This is a genomic window from Pseudomonas sp. J452 (genome assembly GCF_024666525.1).
Taxonomy (GTDB): Bacteria; Pseudomonadota; Gammaproteobacteria; order Pseudomonadales; family Pseudomonadaceae; genus Aquipseudomonas.
The window spans coordinates 3258706-3277297 of record NZ_CP088294.1; the positions used below are offsets into that span (position 1 = coordinate 3258706).

The window sequence follows — 18592 nt, forward strand, 5'->3', positions numbered from 1 at the left end:
GGATTCTACGGTTTCGGTTTGGGAGAAAAACCGCGCACTACCAGATAAAGCAAAGGCCCTACCGAAACGAACACGGCGGTCAGCACCATATACGGCAATACGGCCCGCAGCGGCAGTTTGCGTGATTGGTTGTCCCGGTACATCCACACGCAGGCCAGCGCGGCGAGAATATAAAGATCGATCACCACCTGCGCCGTATCCAGGCGAGACAGCAACTGCAACCCGAACTGGATAAGTGATTGCTCAGCATGCGCCATGACGAACAGCGTGTAGGCCGAAAAGGCGATCAGCGTGAGCAGGGGCAGTGCGATTTTCTTCATGATCCGTCCTTGGCTTTGCCGCTATTGGCGAGTCCGGCCATTGGAATGGATCTAGCAACCAGTTAGCAAGGCCTTATTGTCGGTGATCGGTTAACCGAATTGCGCCATGCCCGCACAGTGTTCAAAACTTGCCTCGTAGATCCGCGTGACAAATGTGCCGGAGATATTCTGGTTGGTTGCAGTGCTCTGCTGTTGCGTGCTCACCGCTACAAGCGGGTGCAGCATTGCAGTGGAAGAACACGGGTGCGGTGGGTGGGGGCTAAGAAGCTGCAGATTGGATGCCAGCCGGTCGCGCAATGCGTCGGAAGTAAGTTTGAAGTTGTGACTAGCTGACGCAATCCCCATGTTGGCACCGATATCGATAGTGACTGGCGCCTAACGTCTTGCTCTAGGGCTTACCGAAGCGTAGGTAAGTCCCTAGCAGCACATGGTTAAGCATAGTTTTTCTCGGAGTGAGCTCTATCTGCTTGGTCGAGGCAGTACTTGTGAGCTCTGTACAGCGCATCTTGCCGATGTTGTGCGTCTGTATCTTCTGGGGCTATTTTTATTCCATGTTTCTTTGCCTGTTCGAGCAATGACTCATATCTTTTTAGCAAGGCCTCATGGGTTCTTAGAGTTTCTCGTCCCGGAGCAGTTGCCCTACTATAGTTCTCCACCTCGCTGAGCTTATTTTGCGAACAGTAAGCCTGCCGTCCGCGGAGTAAGCGTGCGACATGAGTCACTGCTTCTTGATATATCGCACGGGGATCACTCTCGTCCGCCTTTGTAATGGTTGGTAATGGCACATTTTCCTCATGCGTTCGAGGGATAGGTATATGGCTGGGCATCAACATTTCTCGAGGAATCGAAAGGTTCAGAGATCTTTGTCTTATGCTCTCATCACTAAATGACGCACCAGCAAGCTTGTGAGCAAATTCGTTTCTAACTCCTCGAATGCCGTGTAGCATCTTCCTCTCATTCTCCGAGATTATTCCAAATCTATACGATAAGTTTATTCTGGAGCTAAAAGTGCTTAAAGGGCCGTTCCCAGAAAAAAGCTCTTTGTTATTCTTTGTGGTGTCTTCGACCAAATACTCAAGAATAATTTCTCTAAGAAGTTCGTCAAGATAGGACGCGCCAACTATGGCGGCAGCCCTGTCAGAGTCGCCTTTGAATTCTTCTTCTAAGATTTTCTGATCTTCGAGCATATTCATCTTTAATGCTTAACGTTTGGTTGAGGGGCCGCTTTAGCCGGTCCCGAGTGAGCGAAGTGAACGACTTTGAACCAATTTTTAGAGCTTTTGCACATTGTAAAGCCCTGTCTCATTGATAATTGGAAAGAAGTAACTTGCAATGAAGAGTGCTGCTAGCACTGAGATCAGGATGGTTGCATTGATGCAGCAGTCAGTAAAAGGTGTCGATCCGGAATTCAGGATTTGCCCGATTAGATATGCGACAGTCACAACTCCTGGAGCAACTGCAAAGCTGGCTTCAAGGAAATATGATACGAGTGCGCTAAGTATTAAGAATACTGCGAGGCTCAGGGTTGGTATTCTCATGGTTTGATTGCTCTAGCGCCCGGCTAAGCCGCCGAAATGGAGTTTATTGTTTTGTGCGGGCGTAGCGAAAAAGCACAAAATGAGCAACGCAGTGGGGGTCGGTTTGAGTCGTTTGTTAGGTGTGACTAATTGCATGTTAAGTCATCGTATATAACGGGGCTTATGGTGTTTTTATGAGTGCCATTAATGATGGCTATGTTGCTTGAAAAATTAGCTTTAAACCCACTGCCAGTTACAAGCTTGTCAGGAAGATACGTTGCGGGCGCAGACGTCCAATTAGTCGTGGAAGAAAAATAATTAGATAATATTTTATATTGTTTGGAGTTGAGTGCTATTGTGCAGGAGCTAACTGTGATTCCTTTTTTTGTAATCGTAAGAGTCAAATCTTCAGCTGGAAGCTCAAAGTCATACGAGCAAGCTGCACACAGAAGAAGAGTTGAAGTAAGGAGGATATTTTTCATATAGCACCTAGCGATTAAGCTAAGGGGCCGGCTTCGCCGGTCCCAGCGAACGAAGTGAGCGCTTTGAGCGCATTGTTAGAAGGCACTAGCATCATTGCTTGAGCTCCTTTGATGTGCAGCTAATATTTTGAAAGCCTGTGTCCCAGCCCCAAGACTTTGCCGAGCAGGACTCTACGTGAACTTTGGTGCCTTGCTGGGTAATACGCAGCCCTACAAGTATTTGCTCGCCAGGACAATCCCAGTTGAAGGCTGTGGGATGCTTAATTATTAAGTTTGGGCCAACGCTAAGGCTATCAATCGACACGTAACCAGCTCCCATGCATGCGCCGCTATCTGAACTGTAAACGCGAATAGACGCTTTGACTAAATGCTGGCCCACGTGACAATAAAGCTCGTTCCTGTTCTTGTTTAGACGCCTAAATCCTTGCTTCAGCTTGACCTCGCCTGCAGCGGGAGAGGACAGCTCCACGATAGGCGATAGCTCAAAGAGTTCTCCAGAGTCTAAGCACTCTGCGGCGATACCGTTAATACCCCAATCTGCTTGTACGTGTAGTGAGTACAGGAAAAGTAAACTTCCAATGATTTTGTAGGGCGCAATCTTGGCCAATCGTGACTCCTAACGATTAAGCTAAGGGGCCGGCTTCGCCGGTCCCAGCGAACGGAGTGAGCGCTTTGAGCGCATTGTTATGAGTCGTCCCCATCTGACTTTCTAGCAGATTGTTTATAGAAGAAATATGCAGAAAGAGCGAGGGCTGACAGTGCTATAGCAATTAGACCATTGCCTCGATCGGCCATCGAACGCAAGGAGGCAGTGGCTTGTGGTCGCATACTTGAAAAGTAAACCTTGTCGTATGGAATCGTCTCAGTTTCAAGCCTGACTAACTCTGACCAGCCGATATAGATTTTTCCCTCATAAGTAAATCTAAATTTGTAATTAGTACAAATTCGTTTGGCTGAACGAAATGCACTGTTTTTTGTGTAGCAATTTCTTGTGTCAATTATTTCCGAGCTTGCAGAAACTTCTGTGGAAGTGACAAGCGCTGTGTAAGCGAAGATTGAAATACAGACAAAAACTAAAAACACACCAAGTTCAAAGTGAATGTTGAATGATTTTTTGCTTGGCATGATTTCTAGTCAGACTTATAACGTTTGGTTAAGGGGCCGGCTTTAGCCGGTCCCGAGTGAGCGAAGCGAGCGACTTGAACCACTAGTTAGAGGGCGTTGACCTCTTTCGCGATTTGTACATTGCTAGAGCTGAGATGGAAACAATAATTCCTGCCTCTAGCATGCGCCCGGTCTTTGAGAAAGGCTCGTAGCTAACACTAAGTGAACTCATATAAAGAAGTTCGCCGATAGCACCTGCAATTACACCATAAGCTAGAGGCTGGCGCTTGGTAAGCCAGCCCAGCAGAAATCCTGGTAGAATCTTGGATAAAACAATTATTGAAGGTCCTGCCAGGCTGTTTATTTGTTCTGCGTTTGAAAATGCGGCTGGAATATATTGGATTGTGTTTGATGCAATATGCAGGCTGCCGAAAAGAGCTAGTGCAGTAGTGATGGTAAGCGCTATTGGATGCAGCCACATAATTTCCAGAAGCCTTCTAACTACAATTAGGCGACATCGTTGTCGCATAACATCCGGCAGGGCGTCGGGTAAAGTTCTTGTCTATTTTGTAGCGCTCTGATTTTTCTTTCCCAACTAGACCCAATACGACAGGGTGGCGGGTAATGAGCGACAGTGGCTTTCTGCTGTAAACCGCAGGACAGCTGTAGGCCCGATCTTTCAGATGGATAAGGCGAGTTGTGGCGGGTTTGGGCATTCCTGGCCTCTGTCGATTCCCGTTGTTGCTTTTGTCACGCTAGCGCCTGTCGTGTGGCGGGTAAAGCCTGAGCAGGTGTTGGGCTGCTCTTCCTAGTGTTCGGTTTTTCGCGTGGACATGTGGCGCAGGTAGCCAATCAGTTGCTCGAGCTGGCTGTCGCTGATAACGCTTTCGCTGAATGCCGGCATCCGCCCTTGGGGCCAGCGCCGCAGGCTTTGCGGGTTGCGGATGTACTGCCGCAGAAAGTCGCCGCTGAAGTATTCGATCGGGTTGTGCGGGAGGTTCAGGTCGGGGCCGAACTGCGAGTCGCCGGCGTCGTTGAGGCGGTGGCAGGCCAGGCAGTTTTTCTGGAACTGGGCGAAACCGGCCTGCACGTCGGCACCGGCATCCGCTGCGGGGAGCAGGGTCGGGAAGCGTTTGGCGACTGCTGCCAGCAGGCGGATGCGGGAAACCTGGAACGGCCACTGTTCCGGCCCGATCTGCGCGGCCTCGGGGTTCTGCCAGACCAGGTAGAACGGGCCTGCGCTGGGTTTGCCTTTGGCCAGTGCAGGCCAAGGTTGTTGTGGGTCTTCGATGGCCAGCCAGGCGCGCGCGCCTTGGATCGCCAGCACTGGCGCGGCTGGCAGTTCGGCAGCAAAACCGTCTAGGGCGACGGCTTGCAAGTGGTCGCCAGGGGCTACGCCCTCCAGCAGTACCGCCAGGGGGATGGCGCGGTACTGCATATCGCGCTTGTAGGCCACGTCGGCGGTGATGCTGATGGTTTCGGTCTGGGGGTGGCTGAGCAGGCTGCTGCTATCCCAGGTGCGCGTTCCGCTAGGCAGTTCTATGTGCAGTTCGGCTGCATGCGCAGTTGTAACGTGCAGGGCGGCCAGTAATGCCAGGCTGGAGAGTGCGTTCAGCAGTCGATGCATGCCGCTTCCTTATCCCGAGGAGTGGTTGCCAGTTTGAATTGTTCATAGCCGCCGGCATTCATCACTTGCGTGTAACCCAGTGCGCGCAGTTCGTCCTGGGCCTGCGATGAGCGTCGGCCGCTTCGGCAATACAGCACGACGGGGGTGTTCTTGTCCGGCACCACCGCCGCGATGCGAGTGCCAATCTGGTCGTGGGGGATCAGCTGAGCACCGGGCAGAGAGCCGCTGGCGAACTCATCGGCACTGCGTACATCGATCAGTATCGTGTCCGGCAGGATAAGGGTGCGCAAGGCGGCGCTCTGGTCGACTTCTCCGGCCTGGGCAATCGGCAGGATCAGGGCAAGGCTCAGCAATAGGTGGCGCATGAGGTTCACCTCGCAGGTGCAATGAAGTACCACGCTAGCACAGTCGCTGGCGCAGACGCAGGCTGGAAAGTAGAGGTGTGCCGGGCCTGAGCAGCTACGGCATCAGGCCACGGCAGGGAAGAATAATCAGCTGACCAGACGAGTCACGTTGGGCAGGATCAGGATAACGGTGGTGGCCAGGACGATCAGCGTCGCCTGCCGGTACTTGGCTTGTTTGAACATGTTGCTACTGCCTTTCTTCTTGTTGGTGTATCGGCTTTTGTCAGCAACCAGTGGCTGGTAGACACGGGCACAACACCTTGGCTCAGACCATAAACCACCCCGGCAAAACCCGGCGGCGGCACCTTGCCTTGGTAACTCTAGGGCCCGCGTCACGTGGAGCTTAGACGACTTGGCTCCTAGCACGGCATAGGCAAAACCCTGTAGTTATTGCATCGGCTAAACAATCGATGCGCAGGCCAGGCGCCAGAGCGCTTGCTGCAGCGCGGGTGGTTTGGCCGGTTTTGCTGACCGCCCGTCTGAGCCGAACGGTCAATGGCCCTGAGCTCATCGGTCATTGAGTCCGGCCCGCGTGGGGCTATGGTTAGGCAACCCGGCTTTTGCCGCTGCCAGTTACCGAGGACGTCATGACTGAAGCACTGATTTTCGACGCCGTGCGCACCCCGCGCGGCAAGGGCAAGAAGGACGGCGCGCTGTACAGCGTCAAGCCGGTCAGCCTGGTGGCGGGCCTGCTGCGCGCGTTGCAGGCGCGCAATGGTCTGGATACCCGCCAGGTCGATGATGTGGTGCTGGGCTGCGTGACCCCGGTGGGCGATCAGGGCGCCGACATCGCCAAGACCGCCGCGATGGTCGCCGACTGGGACGTCAGCGTCTCCGGCGTGCAGCTCAACCGTTTCTGCGCCTCGGGCCTGGAAGCGGTGAACATGGGCGCGATGAAGGTGCGCTCGGGCTTCGAGGACCTGGTGGTGGTCGGCGGCGTGGAGTCCATGTCGCGCGTGCCGATGGGCTCCGACGGCGGCGCCTGGGTGATGGACCCGGAAACCAACATGCAGACCCACTTCACCCCGCAGGGCATTGGCGCCGACCTGATCGCCACCCTGGAAGGCTTTAGCCGCAGCGATGTCGACAGTTTCGCCCTGCGCTCGCAGCAAAAAGCCGCGCGCGCCAGCAAGGACGGCTCGTTCGCCAAGTCGCTGATTCCGGTGTCTGACCAGAACGGCATCGTCATCCTCGACCACGACGAATTCATTCGCGGCGACAGCACGCTGGAAGGCCTGGGCAAGCTCAAGCCGAGCTTCGAGATGATGGGCCAGATGGGCTTCGACGCCACCGCGCTGCGCGTCTACAGCCATGTCGAGCAGATCACCCACGTGCATACGCCGGGCAACAGCTCAGGGATAGTCGACGGCGCCGCGCTGATGCTGATCGGCAGCCCGGCCAAGGGCAAGGAGCTGGGCCTCAAGCCGCGTGCGCGCATCGTCGCCACGGCGGTGACCAGTACCGACCCGACCATCATGCTCACCGGCCCGGCGCCGGCTACGCGCAAGGCTCTGGCCAAGGCTGGATTGTCCGTCGAGGACATCGACCTGTTCGAGGTCAACGAAGCCTTCGCCTCGGTGGTGATGAAGTTCATGAAGGACATGGGTGTGAGTGAGGACAAGGTCAACGTCAACGGCGGCTCCATCGCCATGGGCCACCCGCTGGGTGCCACCGGCTGCGCCATCCTCGGCACCCTGCTCGACGAGCTGGAGAAGCGCGACCTGCGCTACGGCCTGGCCACGCTGTGTGTCGGCGGCGGCATGGGTATCGCCACCATCATTGAGCGCATTTGAGCCGGCTTTTTGTAGGAGCCAGCTCGCTGGCGATCGCGAGCAAGCTCGCTCCTACAGGGTTTGCGGCCAACCGAATTCGAGAGAGAAAGCCATGACTGACGCCATCCGTTACGAAAAAGGCCAGGACAATATCGTCGTCCTGACCATCGACATGCCCGGCCAGAGCGCCAACACCATGAATGCGGTGTACCGCGAGGCCATGGGCCAGACCGTCGCGCGCCTGGAGGCCGAGAAGGACTCCATCGCCGGGGTGATCGTTACTTCGGCGAAGAAGACCTTCTTCGCTGGCGGCGACCTGGGCGAGCTGATCCAGGTCACCAAGGCCGACGCCCCTGCCTTCTACCAGATGGTGCTGGGCATCAAGGGCCAGCTGCGCCGCCTGGAGACCCTGGGCAAGCCGGTGGTGGCCGCGATCAACGGCGCCGCGCTGGGCGGCGGCTGGGAAATCTGCCTGGCTTGCCACCACCGCATCGCCCTGGACAACTCCAGCGTGCAGCTGGGCCTGCCGGAAGTGACCCTCGGCCTGTTGCCGGGCGGTGGCGGCGTGGTGCGCATGGTGCGCCTGCTCGGCCTGGAAAAAGCGCTGCCGTATCTGGCCGAAGGCAAGAAGGTGCGCCCGGACGCCGCGCTCAAGGCCGGCCTGATCCACGATATCGCCGCCACTGCGGACGAGATGCTGGCCAAGGCCCGTGCCTGGATCGCCGCCAACCCGAGCGCCGTGCAGCCGTGGGACGTCAAGGGCTACAAGATCCCCGGTGGTACGCCGAGCACCCCGGCCGTGGCGCAGATGCTGGCCATCGCGCCGAGCGTGCTGCGTGACAAGACCAAGGGCTGCTTCCCGGCACCGGAGAAAATCATGTGCGCCGCCGTCGAGGGCGCCCAGGTCGACTTCGACACCGCGCAGATCATCGAGGCGCGCTACTTCACCGAGCTGACCACCGGCCAGGTGGCGAAAAACATGATTGGCACCTTCTGGTTCCAGCTCAACGAGATCAACGCCGGCAGCTCGCGCCCGCAGGGTATCCCGCAGTACGTGACCAAGAAAGTCGGCGTGCTCGGCGCCGGCATGATGGGCGCCGGCATCGCCTATGTGTCGGCGGCCGCCGGCATCGACGTGGTGTTGAAAGACGTGTCCATCGAGGCGGCGGAGAAGGGCAAGGCCTACTCGGCCAAACTGCTGGACAAGAAGGTCAGCCGCGGCCAGATGACGGCCGACAAGCGCGACGCCTTCCTGGCGCGGATCAAGCCGACCGTCAGCGACGCCGACTTCGACGGCTGCGACCTGATCATCGAGGCGGTGTTCGAGGATCGCAATCTGAAGGCCAAGGTCACCGCCGCCGCCGAGAGTGCCGCGCTGAGCGATGCGGTGATCGCCTCCAACACTTCGACCCTGCCGATCACCGGCCTGGCCACGGCGGTGCAGAAGCAGGACAAGTTCATCGGCCTGCACTTCTTCAGTCCGGTCGACAAGATGCCGCTGGTGGAGATCATCCGTGGCGCCAAGACCAGCGACGAGACCCTGGCCCGTGGCTTCGACTACGTGCTGCAGATCAAGAAGACCCCGATCGTGGTCGAGGACAGCCGCGGCTTCTTCACCTCGCGGGTGTTCGGCACCTTCACCAACGAAGGCATCGCCATGCTCGGCGAGGGCGTGAGCGCGGCGATGATCGAGAACGAGGCGCGCAAGGCCGGCATGCCGGTGGGCCCGCTGGCGATCAGCGACGAAGTGTCGATGAGCCTGATGGAGCACATCCGCCAGCAGACCGTCGCCGACCTGGTCGCCGAGGGCAAGCAGATCCCGCAGCACCCGGCGTTCAACGTCATCGAGCTGATGCTCAAGGAGTACAAACGCCCGGGCAAAGCGGCCGGTGGCGGTTTCTACGACTACCCGGAGGGCGGCAAGAAGCACCTGTGGCCACAGCTCAAGGCGCGCTTCGAGAAGGCCGACGCGCAGATATCCCAGGAAGATGTGCGTGATCGCATCCTGTTTATCCAGGCCATCGAGACCGTGCGTTGTGTGGAGGAGGGTGTACTGAAGTCGGTGGCCGACGCCAACATCGGCTCGATCTTCGGCATCGGCTTCGCCGCCTGGACCGGCGGGGCGCTGCAGTTCATCAACCAGTACGGCATCAAGGACTTCGTCGCTCGCGCCCAGTACCTGGCCGAACAGTATGGCGAGCGCTTCCTGCCGCCGGCGCTGCTGCTGGAGAAGGCGGCCACGGGCGAGCAGTTCTGAGTTTGCCCGACGAGTTGGCAATGCCCTGAGAAACCGGCCCCTGCGGGTAATGCTGTTCACTGAACGCCGCCTTCCTCCTTCTGGAAAGCGGCGTTTTTTCTTGCGAATAATGCAGCGGCCAGGCAACGGGATAATGACTTTCTGGCAACACGGACAGTCCCCTCTCCCGCTTGTGGGAGAGGGTTAGGGAGAGGGGCGGAGTGGCCTGCCCAACCCAAGCTGCGGGAAGCCTTCGCGGCTACAGCCACGAGGCTATTTGCTCATACCACTTGCCTAAGGCTGCGCCAGCTCCGGCTTTCCCTGTAGGCTGGGCGACAAATGCATTGAACCGGCTTGCGAGCTGTGGGGGTAGGTATGGAGCACGCCATGAAGCGCCGTTGCAGGCGAGCAGGGATGCTGGGCGTGGCCTGGCTGGCCGGGTTGGCGTTTTCGGCAGCCCATGCCGAGGGCAAGATCAACGACCAGGACGACCCGCAGAGCGGTGCCCGGGTGGTGAGCTTCGTCCAGGAGGCTGTCGCGCAGCGCGTTACCCTGAATTTCTTCGGTATGAGCGATCCGCAAAGCCGCGAAGTGCAGCTGACCCTGGTGCTGATGCGTGGCGACGATAAGCCGCGTTACCTGGGCTGTGATCAGATCGATGTGCGCGTTGGTGGCATGCGCATTGGTCACCAGGAGAAGATCGAGCGCAGCACCCTCAAGGTCGGCGTCGTCGAGTACATCTACGTGCCCTTGCGCTCGCGCGATCTGCAGCCACTGTCGCTGGCTCAGCGTCTGGACTACAGCGTCTGCGGTGACAGCGGCAATGCGACGGCGGAAGAAATGACCGGCGTGCGTGAAGTGCTCAAGCGCCTGAAACTGCTCTGAGAACCTGTTTACGATCTCCTGACTCGCGGCCATGCCGCGTTAAAAACGGCCTCGGAATGCTCATTTACAGCTCGTAAACTGCGCTTCCTCGGTCGTTTTTGCCTTGCCTGGCTCTAATTCAGAAGATCGTAAACAGGTTCTGAGTCCGTGCAGGGCGCTCAGGCGCTTCAGGCGGCCTGGCACCAACCGTTTTGCATGCACACCACTTCGTGGATATCCAGCTTCTCGTCCTGGCGGGTAGGCATGCGCAGGGTCAACAGGCTGCCGTCGTCCAGGTGCACGGTGGCTTCCGACTCGAAGCGCAGGCCGGAGTCGTCGAGGCTGGCATAGGTGACGCCGTAGGTGCGGGTGCTGGAGAAGGCTTCGTTGATGGTCATCGTCACGTCCTCGTTAGCCGGGGCCGGGTAGCGGCCCCTTTGGCTTACTTGCGGTTGGCGGCCTGTTGGGCCTGGTGGTTGTGCGCGGCGGCGGGGCTGTGGAAGGCGGAAGCCGCGATCAGGCTGGCGATGGCTGCGAAACTGCTCATGGGGTATCTCCTGTACGGGTGATGGGTTGAATCCGACGCCTGCATCATTGACGAGACGCCCCATCGACAGAAGTGAATGGCGAGCATGGTAACTATCAAGGCCGGTGATGGTTGCCGGATGTCGGCTGATGCGCCTGACAGCCCCGTGGATATTGCGTTGCAGAGCACTTCGATGCAGGCTTAGAACCTGTTTACGATCTCCTGGTCGTCGGCCATACGGCGTTAAAAACAGCCTCGGAATGCTCATTTACAGCTCGTAAACTCCGCTTCCTCGGCTGTTTTTGCCTTGTCTGGCTCTAGTCCAAAAGATCGTAAACAGGTTCTTAGCGCCTTCTTCCAACCCTCCGTCGAGTCAGGTAATCCGCTTAATGTCACTGCGCATCTGCATTCTGGAAACCGATGTCCTTCGCCCCGAGTTGATCGAGCAATACCAGGGCTACGGCCGTATGTTCGAGCGCCTGTTCGAGCGTCAGCCGATACCGGCGCAGTTCAGCGTGTACAACGTCATGCAGGGCGACTACCCGAGCGATGCCGAGCAATACGATGCGTACCTGATTACCGGCAGCAAGGCCGACTCCTTTGGCAGCGATCCTTGGATCCAGACGCTCAAGGTTTACCTGCAAGAGCGCTACCAGCGTGGCGACAAGCTGCTCGGCGTGTGTTTCGGCCACCAGTTGCTGGCCCTGATGTTCGGCGGCCACACCGAGCGTGCGCAGCAGGGCTGGGGCGTGGGTATCCATCGTTACGAGGTCAAGCAGCAACCCGCCTGGATGAGCCCGGCGCTGGAGCAGCTGACCTTGCTGATCAGCCACCAGGACCAGGTCACCGCGCTGCCGGAAAAGGCCACGCTGCTTGCTTCCAGCCCGTTCTGCCCGATTGCAGCCTACTGCATCGATGATCAGGTGCTGTGCTTCCAGGGCCACCCTGAGTTCATCCATGACTACTCGCGGGCGCTGCTGGATATCCGCCAGAAGTGCATCGGCGAGCCGACCTACCAGCAGGCAGTCGCCAGCCTGGAGCAGGATCACCAGGGGCACATGGTTGCCGAATGGATGATGCGTTTTGTCGCCCACGGCAAGCGTGGTCTGCAGGACGCCTGAGGTTCGGGGTGTCGCACGGCGCACCCTGGGGTGGATGATGCTCTGCTCATCCACCAATGATCGCCATCTGTGGATCGGTGAAGCGTGATCCACGTTGTCTGTCTGCAAGGTTGCGCGGGTTTCACCCGCCCTACGTCAGGCCTGCGCGCACGGCATGTAGGAGCCAGCTTGCTGGCGATCAGCCTGTAGCCCGGCTGCAGTCCGGGCTACGTTTTACAGCCAGTCCATGCGCTTGAAGTTGGCGAACAGGCCGACGCAGCCCACGCCGATGATGCCAAGCACGCCGAAGTAGCCGTAGTGCCAGGTCAGCTCCGGCATGTTCTGGAAGTTCATCCCGTAGATCCCCGCCACCGCCGTGGGGAATGCCAGGATCGCCGCCCAGGCGGCGAACTTGCGCTGGGTCACGCTCTGCCGTGAAGACTCCAGCAGCAGGCCGATCTCGATCGCATGGTCGGCCATCTCGCGCAGCCCGGTCAGGTCCTCCAGCAGGCGCGTGACATGGATCGCGATGTCGCGGAAATACGGGCGCATGTGCTTGTCGATGAAGGGGAAGTCGAGCTGTTGCAGCTCCTGGCAGATCTCCACCATCGGCGCGATCTGCCGGCGCAGGCGCAGCAGGTCGCGGCGCAGGCCGTGGATGCGCTCCACGTCGGCTTGGGTCAGGGGGCGGCTCAGCACGGTCTGTTCGATGTTTTCCAGCTCGCCGTGGATGCAGTCCATCAGTGGCCGGTAGTTCTCCATGACGAAGCTGAGCAAGGCGTAGAGCACGAAGTCTTCGCCGTGTTCGAGCAGCAGCGGCTTGGCTTCGCAGCGCTGGCGCACTGTGGAGTAGGGCGCCGAGTTACCGTAGCGGGCGCTGATCACATAGCCCTTGCCGGCGAACAGTTGGGTTTCCACGAACTGCAGGCGGCCCTCATCGCGGATCGGCGAGTAGAGCACCATGAACAGCGCGTCGCCGAAGGTTTCCAGCTTGGGCCGGGTGTGCTGGGCGATGGCGTCTTCCATGGCCAGCTCGTGCAGGTTGAACTGCTGTTGCAGGCTGTGCAGTTCCGCGTTGTCAGGGTCGCGCAGGCCGATCCAGACGAAATGCTCGGGGCGGGTGGCCCACTGCTTGCCTTCATCAAGATTGAAGTCGGCGACTTTCCGACCTTTGCTATAGGCAGCGGCGGCAACGATCTGGCCCATGGGTGTTCCTCTGCGGTGCGATGGCGCAGCTTAACCGATGGTCGGGGCGGGTGCAGCGTGGGTGTGGGGCTTCAGCCGCGAAGCTCCTGATGGCGAAGCCCGGCGCTATGCCGGGCCCCGCTGGCCTCAGGCCTTGGCGAGCTGCTGGTCGAGCTGCTCGATGCACTCGCGCATCAGCGTCTGGCAGCGTTCCATCAGCTGCGGCAGGTCGTCCAGGGTCAGGCCCAGGGTGGGGATGGCAGGCAGCGAGCGGATCATGATGCGGCCGCTGTCCCAGCTGTTGAGCTTGATGCGCTTGGCGTAGCTGCTGACACACACCGGAATGATCGGTACGCCGGCGGCAATGGCCATCTGGAACGCGCCTTTCTTGAAGGGCAGCAGGCCGTTGCCGAGGTTGCGGGTGCCTTCCGGGAAGACCCAGATCGAGGTATCGCGATGCTGCAGGGTCTCGGTGGTGGTGAGCATGGCTTCCTTGGCCTTGCGCGCATTGCCGCGGTCGATCAGCACATTGCCGGCCAGCCAGTAGAGTTGGCCGAAGAACGGCACCCACTTCAGGCTCTTCTTGCCGATGCTCACGGTGCGCGGCGGCACCACGCGGCCGAGCACGTAGAGGTCGTAGTTGGACTGGTGGTTGGCAATGATCACGCAGGATTGCTTCTGGCTGAACAGGCTCTGCACCTCGGTTTTAACCCGCAGACGCAGCATGCACAGGGCCGGCAGCGAATACAGGCGCGCGCACAGGCGGCTGTTGTCCGGGTTGAACGGGCGGCACAGGCCGAGCAGCAGGCCCAGGGTTCCGGCAATGATGAAGTGCAGACCCATCAGCAGCATGCGGGGGAGAAAAAGCATCGAGTAGGCCTGTAAGCAGACAAAAAGGCGCGCAGTGTACGGGCGTGCACTGCTTTCGGCAAACAGTCGGGATGGAAGGTATTGCGGGTGTATGGATGCCAAGCCCGGTCAACTCATCAGCCGGAACAGCAGGCCCACGTAGAGCGCCGACATCAACAGCTGCACCAGGGTGATGGGCACGCCGTAGCGGCTGAAACGGGCGAAGCTGACCTTCTCGCCTTCGCTGGCGCAGATGCCGACCGCCACTATGTTGGCCGAGGCGCCGATCAGGGTGGCGTTACCGCCCAGGGTGGCGCCGAACATCATGGCGATGAACACCGGCAGGGTGGCTGCGGGCCAGTCGGTGAAGCCGGCGGCCAGGGCGATTTCCGGCACGACCTCGGCGGCTACCAGGTAGCCCTTGGTCATCACCAGGGAGGCGGCGACCACCGGGATGTTGGCCAGCAGACTGGACAGCAGGCCGATGCCGCCCAGCAGGCAGAGCGCGACGAGGAACAGCTGGGTGCCGAACCAGGCGTGGAGCTTGAGCGACAACCCTTGCAGCAGGCCGGTTTCGCTGAAGGCCTGGACCAGGCAGAAGATGGCGCCGAGGAAGATCAGGGTCTTCCAGTCGATGGCCTGCAGCAGGGTGTCCACCGGTTCGATATGGATCGAATAGACCACCAGCAGCGCCAGGCTGGCGGCGATGATGGCCACCGCCGGCGGCACTATGGGATGGGGCAGCAGCTCGCCAAACAGGAACAACCCGACCATCAGGGCCAGGATGCCCAGGGCCAGCGCCACGAAGCCCGGCCGCGCAATCGGCGGCAGGGGCGCAGCCTCGGGCAGCTGCACTTGAGCACGCCAGATCTGTGGCATCAGCCAGGGCAGCGGCGGAATGATCACCAGCACCGCCAGCAGGCCGGCGAGGCTGACCTTCTGCAGGTAGGTGGCGAAGCTCATGCCGATCGAGCTGCCGACCAGAAAGGTGGCCGGATCGCCAACCAGGGTGAGCATGCCGGCCGAGTTGCTGACGATGGCCGTGAGGATCAGTGGCGGCACGATGTCCACCTTGAGCGCCCGCGCCACGCGCACGATCACCGGGGCGAGCAGGATCACGGTGGTGGCATTGGGCAGGAAGGCGCATACCGGCGCCACCAGAAGGATCAGCAGCAACAGGAAGCGCTTGCCGCTGCCGGCGGTGGCACGCAGGAACAGCGCGCCGAGGCGCTCGAACAGGCCGGTCTTGCCCAGCACGTGGGCCACCACCATGCCGCCGAACAGCAGGGCCAGCGGCCCCGACGCGGTGCGCATGGCGGCGACCAGGGCACTGTCGCCGAGAATGCCCAACGCCAGCAGGGCGCCCACGCCCAGCATGGCGGCGACCGCCATGTCGATCAGGTCGAAGGCAATGGCCAGCACGACGCCCGCGAACACGGCCAGGGTGAGGTAGATCTGCAGGTCGCTCATGCGGCTCTCCGGGGTCAGTCGAGCGGTGGCGCGTACATCAGCCCACCGGCGTTCCACAGGCGGTTGAGGCCACGCTCGATGGCCAGCGGGCTGTGTTCGCCGAGGTTGCGCGCGTACAGCTCGCCGTAGTGGCCACCGGCACGCACGGCGCGCAGCGCCCAGTCCGGCTGCACGCCCAGCGCGCGGGCCAGACGCAGGTCTTCGCCACGCAACAACGCGCCCAACGGTCCTCCCTGGTGCTGGATGCGGCCCTCGATACTGGCCTGGGTCATGCCGTGTTCTTCGGCCAGGATCAGGGCGTAAAGCACCCAGCGCACCACCGAGGCCCACTGTTCGTCACCCTGGGATACCACCGGCCCCAGCGGTTCCTTGGAGATGCGCTCGCTAAGAATGACGAAGTTCGCCGGGCTGTCTGGCGCCTGCAGGCGGGCGGCGGCCAGTTGCGACGCGTCCGAGCTGTAGGCCCGGCAGCGCCCGGCGAAGAAGGCTGCCGCTGCCTCGGCGGCGGAGTCGATCACCAGCGGCTGCAGATTCAGCCCATGCTCGCGGGAGTGGTCGGCCAGGTTCTGCTCGTGGGTGGTGCCTTTCTCCACACACACGCTGCCCTCGCGCAGCTCGGCGAGGCGGGTGATGCCCGAGGTCTTGGCCACCATGAAAGCCTGGCCGTCATAGAACAGCACGGCAGGGAACTGAAGCTTGAGCAGCGCCTCGCGGGTCAGGGTCCAACTGGTGTTGCGCGCCAGCAGATCAATGCGCCGCGCTTGCAGGGCGGGGAAGCGGGTGGAGGCCTTGAGCGGCACGAACTCGACCTTCTGCGCGTCACCCAGGGTGGCGGCGGCCACGGCGCGGCAGAAATCAGCATCCAGGCCTTGCCAGCGGCCTTCTGCGTCCTGCGTGGAAAAACCGGCAATGCCCTCGCTCACGCCGCAGCGCAGCTGATCGCGCGCCTTGATGCCGGCGAGTATCTCTCCGGCCGACAGAGAGGGGCTCAGAACGGCGGCGAAGGCGAGCACGAGCAGTGTCGGAAGCCACTCTGTCCATGAACCAAACCGTCGTGAGCCATGCATCGCCGGCGCTCCCGATCACACCGAATTGTCTGTTCACTCTAGTTGAGCGGGCAGCGATTCACTTGCGCAGTGCTGCGCGAAAAGTTGCTGTGGCAATACTGTGGCCATCGCCGCTTCCTGCCGGGTACAGCCAGACTGGCTGGGGCGCGGACAATAAAAAGCCCGGCGCAGGGCCGGGCTGTTGGACTGGCGCAGGGCTTAGCCCAGGTGCTGTTGATCCAGCTCGATGGCCTTGTCCAGGGTTTCCAGGAAGGCCTTGCGCACTTTCAGCTTGGTGTTCTTGTGCGCGGTCATGTTGATCTTCTTCAGCTGCTGGGCGACGGCGACGGCGGTGGCCATCAGCTCTTCGGTCGGCACCACCTTATCGAGGAAGCCGGCATCCACGGCGCCTTGCGGGTTGAAGATCTCGCCATTGATCACCGAGCGGTGGAAGGCCGACTTGCGCAGGCGGTCACGGGCCAGCTCGATGCCGGCGTGGTGCATGGTCATACCGATCTGCACTTCGTTCAGGCCGATGTTGAACGGGCCTTCCACGCCGATGCGGTAGTCGGCCGAGAGCAGGATGAAGGCGCCCTTGGCGATGGCGTGGCCCGGGCAGGCGACGATGATCGGGAAGGGGTGCGACAGCATCCGGCGCGCCAGGGTGGAGCCAGCGGTGACCAGGGCCACGGCGTTCTGCGGGCCGGAAGTCATCACCTTGAGGTCGTAACCGCCGGACAGGATGCCCGGCTGACCGGTGATGATCACCACGGCGCGATCCTGCACGGCCTGATCCAGGGCGGCATTGAAGGCGGCAATCACGTCCGGGGAGATGGCGTTCACCTTGCCGTTGTTCAGGGTCAGGGTGGCAATGCCGTCTTCGAGTTGGTAGCTGATCAGGTCGCTCATGGCGGGGTTCCTAGTCCTGGTGTGGGCTGAAGTGGCGCTGACGTTACCCAGCGAGGCGCCGCGGGTAAAGCGCTTTGGCTGACCGCTTGGTCATGGCCATTGGTCTGCCGCCTCCTATCGAGGCCATCGGTTCAGCCAATTGGCTGCTATACCCATGACTGACTTAGGTTAGCCAGCAACCTGAGGAGTGCCGAACATGTATCGAATGATCCCCCTGATTTTGCGGATTAGCGCAGCACTTCTGCTGCTGGGGCTGATCCTGTGGGCCGGCAGCAGCCACAGTCACACACCTTATGGTGTGCTGCAGGTGTTTGCCCTGAGCCTGTTCTTTTCCCTGGGTTTTCTTCTATTCGGTGGCCAGCGCTTCACCGAGGTCAGGCAGGAACGCCGCCAGCGCGTTCGGCATTCTGCATAAGCGCATGAATCGACTGAAAAAAACTTTTGCCTTAAAGAGGCTGTTCGGCTACATTAGCGCGCCTCGACGGACTGACCAGTTCGACGAGACCCGGTGAAGTGTCCGAGCGGTTGAAGGAGCACGCCTGGAAAGTGTGTATACGGGAAACCGTATCGTGGGTTCGAATCCCACCTTCACCGCCAGACAAATAAAACCCCTGAAAGAGCAATCTTTCAGGGGTTTTTTGTTTCCAGCGCTCTTCAGTGTCGAAAAGCCCGCTTATTCATAGTGCGACCAGAGCCGCAGCACCTTTACCGTCTGTTCCTCCTGCAGCACCTGATAAACCAGCCGATGCTGGATATTTATGCGGCGGGAATAGGCGCCGGAGAGGTCACCGACCAGCTTTTCGTACGGGGGCGGGTTCTGAAACGGGTTTTCCCGCACCACCTCAAGCAATGCCTTGGCCTTTTCCTTCAAGCCCGCCGCAGCGAGCTTCTGTGCATCTTTCTGAGCTTGTTTTGTGTAGACGAGCTGCCAAGTCACCAGTCCAGTTCCTTAGCGCATTCGTCTACAGGTTCGGCCATGCCTTCCTTGATGGATTCACGCATGCCCGGAATGGACAGGAGGTAGAGCGTTTCCTGGATAGCTTCCCAATCTTCAGCCGATACCAGGACGGAGTTAGTCCGCTTGCCCGAAATCAGAATGGGCTGATGAGACTCGGCAGACTGATCCATAAGCCGATACAGGTTGGTGCGTGCTTCGCTGGCGGTAAGTGTTTTCATGAGAG

20 protein-coding genes and 1 tRNA gene are annotated in these 18592 nt (G+C 59.9%); 6 read left to right on the top strand and 15 right to left on the bottom strand.

Annotated features, from left to right (window positions below; translation table 11 throughout):
• Positions 1-5: 5 nt before the first annotated feature.
• The 7 genes from LRS11_RS14790 to LRS11_RS14820 form a co-directional block, all read right to left on the bottom strand.
• Entirely contained in the window at positions 6-320 is a 315-nt protein-coding gene (locus LRS11_RS14790; RefSeq protein WP_260493687.1) for a DUF2834 domain-containing protein, read from the bottom strand.
• Between the two features lie 431 nt (positions 321-751).
• Positions 752-1513, bottom strand: coding sequence for a hypothetical protein (locus LRS11_RS14795; RefSeq protein WP_260493688.1), 762 nt, complete (start codon positions 1511-1513; stop codon positions 752-754).
• A gap of 897 nt (positions 1514-2410) precedes the next feature.
• A complete protein-coding gene (locus LRS11_RS14800) occupies positions 2411-2926 on the bottom strand; it encodes a hypothetical protein (protein WP_260493689.1) in 516 nt (171 codons plus the stop codon).
• Positions 2927-3003: 77 nt separating this feature from the next.
• A complete protein-coding gene (locus tag LRS11_RS14805) occupies positions 3004-3444 on the bottom strand; it encodes a hypothetical protein (RefSeq protein ID WP_260493690.1) in 441 nt (146 codons plus the stop codon).
• 82 nt (positions 3445-3526) lie between these two features.
• A complete protein-coding gene (locus LRS11_RS14810) occupies positions 3527-3904 on the bottom strand; it encodes a hypothetical protein (protein ID WP_260493691.1) in 378 nt (125 codons plus the stop codon).
• A gap of 327 nt (positions 3905-4231) precedes the next feature.
• The gene (locus LRS11_RS14815; RefSeq protein ID WP_260493692.1) at positions 4232-5050 is read right to left on the bottom strand and encodes a cytochrome c; all 819 of its coding nucleotides are present in this window, start codon (positions 5048-5050) and stop codon (positions 4232-4234) included.
• Positions 5035-5415: a rhodanese-like domain-containing protein gene (locus LRS11_RS14820; RefSeq protein ID WP_260493693.1), complete on the bottom strand. Its 381-nt coding sequence runs from the start codon at positions 5413-5415 to the stop codon at positions 5035-5037. Before LRS11_RS14820 ends, LRS11_RS14815 begins: the two co-directional genes overlap by 16 nt.
• Positions 5416-6041: 626 nt before the next feature.
• Between LRS11_RS14820 and LRS11_RS14825 the strand changes: the two genes are divergently transcribed.
• The 3 genes from LRS11_RS14825 (at position 6042) to LRS11_RS14835 (ending at position 10347) form a co-directional block, all read left to right on the top strand.
• Positions 6042-7247, top strand: coding sequence for an acetyl-CoA C-acetyltransferase (locus LRS11_RS14825; RefSeq protein ID WP_260493694.1), 1206 nt, complete (start codon positions 6042-6044; stop codon positions 7245-7247).
• 91 nt (positions 7248-7338) lie between these two features.
• Complete coding sequence (locus LRS11_RS14830; protein ID WP_260493695.1) at positions 7339-9483, top strand: 3-hydroxyacyl-CoA dehydrogenase NAD-binding domain-containing protein; 2145 nt, start codon at positions 7339-7341, stop codon at positions 9481-9483.
• A gap of 366 nt (positions 9484-9849) precedes the next feature.
• Positions 9850-10347 carry a hypothetical protein gene (locus tag LRS11_RS14835; RefSeq protein WP_260493696.1) on the top strand — a complete coding sequence of 166 codons (498 nt, stop codon included), beginning with the start codon at positions 9850-9852 and terminating at the stop codon, positions 10345-10347.
• A gap of 167 nt (positions 10348-10514) precedes the next feature.
• On the opposite strand, the gene ptrC is transcribed toward LRS11_RS14835, so the two are convergent.
• Complete coding sequence (gene ptrC, locus LRS11_RS14840) at positions 10515-10724, bottom strand: type III secretion system co-regulatory protein PtrC (protein WP_260493697.1); 210 nt, start codon at positions 10722-10724, stop codon at positions 10515-10517.
• A 517-nt stretch (positions 10725-11241) separates the two neighbouring features.
• Between ptrC and LRS11_RS14845 the strand changes: the two genes are divergently transcribed.
• Positions 11242-11973 (top strand): amidotransferase, encoded by a 732-nt coding sequence (locus LRS11_RS14845; protein ID WP_260493698.1) that lies wholly within the window; start codon positions 11242-11244, stop codon positions 11971-11973.
• 213 nt (positions 11974-12186) lie between these two features.
• Here LRS11_RS14845 and LRS11_RS14850 read toward each other — a convergent pair whose 3' ends face one another.
• From LRS11_RS14850 to LRS11_RS14870, 5 genes are all read right to left on the bottom strand, one after another.
• Complete coding sequence (locus tag LRS11_RS14850) at positions 12187-13158, bottom strand: magnesium and cobalt transport protein CorA (protein WP_260493699.1); 972 nt, start codon at positions 13156-13158, stop codon at positions 12187-12189.
• A gap of 126 nt (positions 13159-13284) precedes the next feature.
• Complete coding sequence (locus LRS11_RS14855; RefSeq protein ID WP_260493700.1) at positions 13285-14007, bottom strand: 1-acylglycerol-3-phosphate O-acyltransferase; 723 nt, start codon at positions 14005-14007, stop codon at positions 13285-13287.
• 108 nt (positions 14008-14115) lie between these two features.
• Positions 14116-15456 carry an SLC13 family permease gene (locus LRS11_RS14860; RefSeq protein WP_260493701.1) on the bottom strand — a complete coding sequence of 447 codons (1341 nt, stop codon included), beginning with the start codon at positions 15454-15456 and terminating at the stop codon, positions 14116-14118.
• A gap of 14 nt (positions 15457-15470) precedes the next feature.
• Positions 15471-16469: an amino acid ABC transporter substrate-binding protein gene (locus tag LRS11_RS14865; RefSeq protein ID WP_260493702.1), complete on the bottom strand. Its 999-nt coding sequence runs from the start codon at positions 16467-16469 to the stop codon at positions 15471-15473.
• Positions 16470-16721: 252 nt separating this feature from the next.
• The gene (locus tag LRS11_RS14870) at positions 16722-17411 is read right to left on the bottom strand and encodes a crotonase/enoyl-CoA hydratase family protein (protein WP_260493703.1); all 690 of its coding nucleotides are present in this window, start codon (positions 17409-17411) and stop codon (positions 16722-16724) included.
• 196 nt (positions 17412-17607) lie between these two features.
• On the opposite strand from LRS11_RS14870, the gene LRS11_RS14875 reads away from it, so the two are divergent.
• Both LRS11_RS14875 and LRS11_RS14880 read left to right on the top strand, forming a co-directional pair.
• Positions 17608-17826 carry a hypothetical protein gene (locus LRS11_RS14875; RefSeq protein ID WP_260493704.1) on the top strand — a complete coding sequence of 73 codons (219 nt, stop codon included), beginning with the start codon at positions 17608-17610 and terminating at the stop codon, positions 17824-17826.
• 92 nt (positions 17827-17918) lie between these two features.
• Positions 17919-18008, top strand: a tRNA-Ser gene (locus tag LRS11_RS14880).
• Positions 18009-18084: 76 nt separating this feature from the next.
• Here the strand turns inward: LRS11_RS14880 and LRS11_RS14885 are convergent.
• On the bottom strand, positions 18085-18348 hold the full coding sequence (locus tag LRS11_RS14885) for a Txe/YoeB family addiction module toxin (protein WP_260493705.1): 264 nt from the start codon (positions 18346-18348) through the stop codon (positions 18085-18087).
• Complete coding sequence (locus LRS11_RS14890) at positions 18345-18587, bottom strand: type II toxin-antitoxin system Phd/YefM family antitoxin (RefSeq protein ID WP_260493706.1); 243 nt, start codon at positions 18585-18587, stop codon at positions 18345-18347. Before LRS11_RS14890 ends, LRS11_RS14885 begins: the two co-directional genes overlap by 4 nt.
• Positions 18588-18592 lie beyond the last annotated feature (5 nt).

Excerpts from the sequence above, each read along its gene's own strand:
- LRS11_RS14835 (WP_260493696.1), top strand. The coding sequence starts at position 9,850 with ATGAAGCGCCGTTGCAGGCGAGCAGGGATGCTGGGCGTGGCCTGGCTG.
- LRS11_RS14870 (WP_260493703.1), bottom strand. The coding sequence starts at position 17,411 with ATGAGCGACCTGATCAGCTACCAACTCGAAGACGGCATTGCCACCCTG.
- LRS11_RS14790 (WP_260493687.1), bottom strand. The coding sequence starts at position 320 with ATGAAGAAAATCGCACTGCCCCTGCTCACGCTGATCGCCTTTTCGGCC.
- LRS11_RS14850 (WP_260493699.1), bottom strand. The coding sequence starts at position 13,158 with ATGGGCCAGATCGTTGCCGCCGCTGCCTATAGCAAAGGTCGGAAAGTC.
- LRS11_RS14815 (WP_260493692.1), bottom strand. The coding sequence starts at position 5,050 with ATGCATCGACTGCTGAACGCACTCTCCAGCCTGGCATTACTGGCCGCC.
- LRS11_RS14860 (WP_260493701.1), bottom strand. The coding sequence starts at position 15,456 with ATGAGCGACCTGCAGATCTACCTCACCCTGGCCGTGTTCGCGGGCGTC.
- LRS11_RS14855 (WP_260493700.1), bottom strand. The coding sequence starts at position 14,007 with ATGCTTTTTCTCCCCCGCATGCTGCTGATGGGTCTGCACTTCATCATT.
- LRS11_RS14845 (WP_260493698.1), top strand. The coding sequence starts at position 11,242 with ATGTCACTGCGCATCTGCATTCTGGAAACCGATGTCCTTCGCCCCGAG.
- LRS11_RS14810 (WP_260493691.1), bottom strand. The coding sequence starts at position 3,904 with ATGTGGCTGCATCCAATAGCGCTTACCATCACTACTGCACTAGCTCTT.
- LRS11_RS14825 (WP_260493694.1), top strand. The coding sequence starts at position 6,042 with ATGACTGAAGCACTGATTTTCGACGCCGTGCGCACCCCGCGCGGCAAG.
- LRS11_RS14830 (WP_260493695.1), top strand. The coding sequence starts at position 7,339 with ATGACTGACGCCATCCGTTACGAAAAAGGCCAGGACAATATCGTCGTC.
- LRS11_RS14795 (WP_260493688.1), bottom strand. The coding sequence starts at position 1,513 with ATGAATATGCTCGAAGATCAGAAAATCTTAGAAGAAGAATTCAAAGGC.
- LRS11_RS14875 (WP_260493704.1), top strand. The coding sequence starts at position 17,608 with ATGTATCGAATGATCCCCCTGATTTTGCGGATTAGCGCAGCACTTCTG.
- LRS11_RS14890 (WP_260493706.1), bottom strand. The coding sequence starts at position 18,587 with ATGAAAACACTTACCGCCAGCGAAGCACGCACCAACCTGTATCGGCTT.
- ptrC (WP_260493697.1), bottom strand. The coding sequence starts at position 10,724 with ATGACCATCAACGAAGCCTTCTCCAGCACCCGCACCTACGGCGTCACC.
- LRS11_RS14805 (WP_260493690.1), bottom strand. The coding sequence starts at position 3,444 with ATGCCAAGCAAAAAATCATTCAACATTCACTTTGAACTTGGTGTGTTT.
- LRS11_RS14820 (WP_260493693.1), bottom strand. The coding sequence starts at position 5,415 with ATGCGCCACCTATTGCTGAGCCTTGCCCTGATCCTGCCGATTGCCCAG.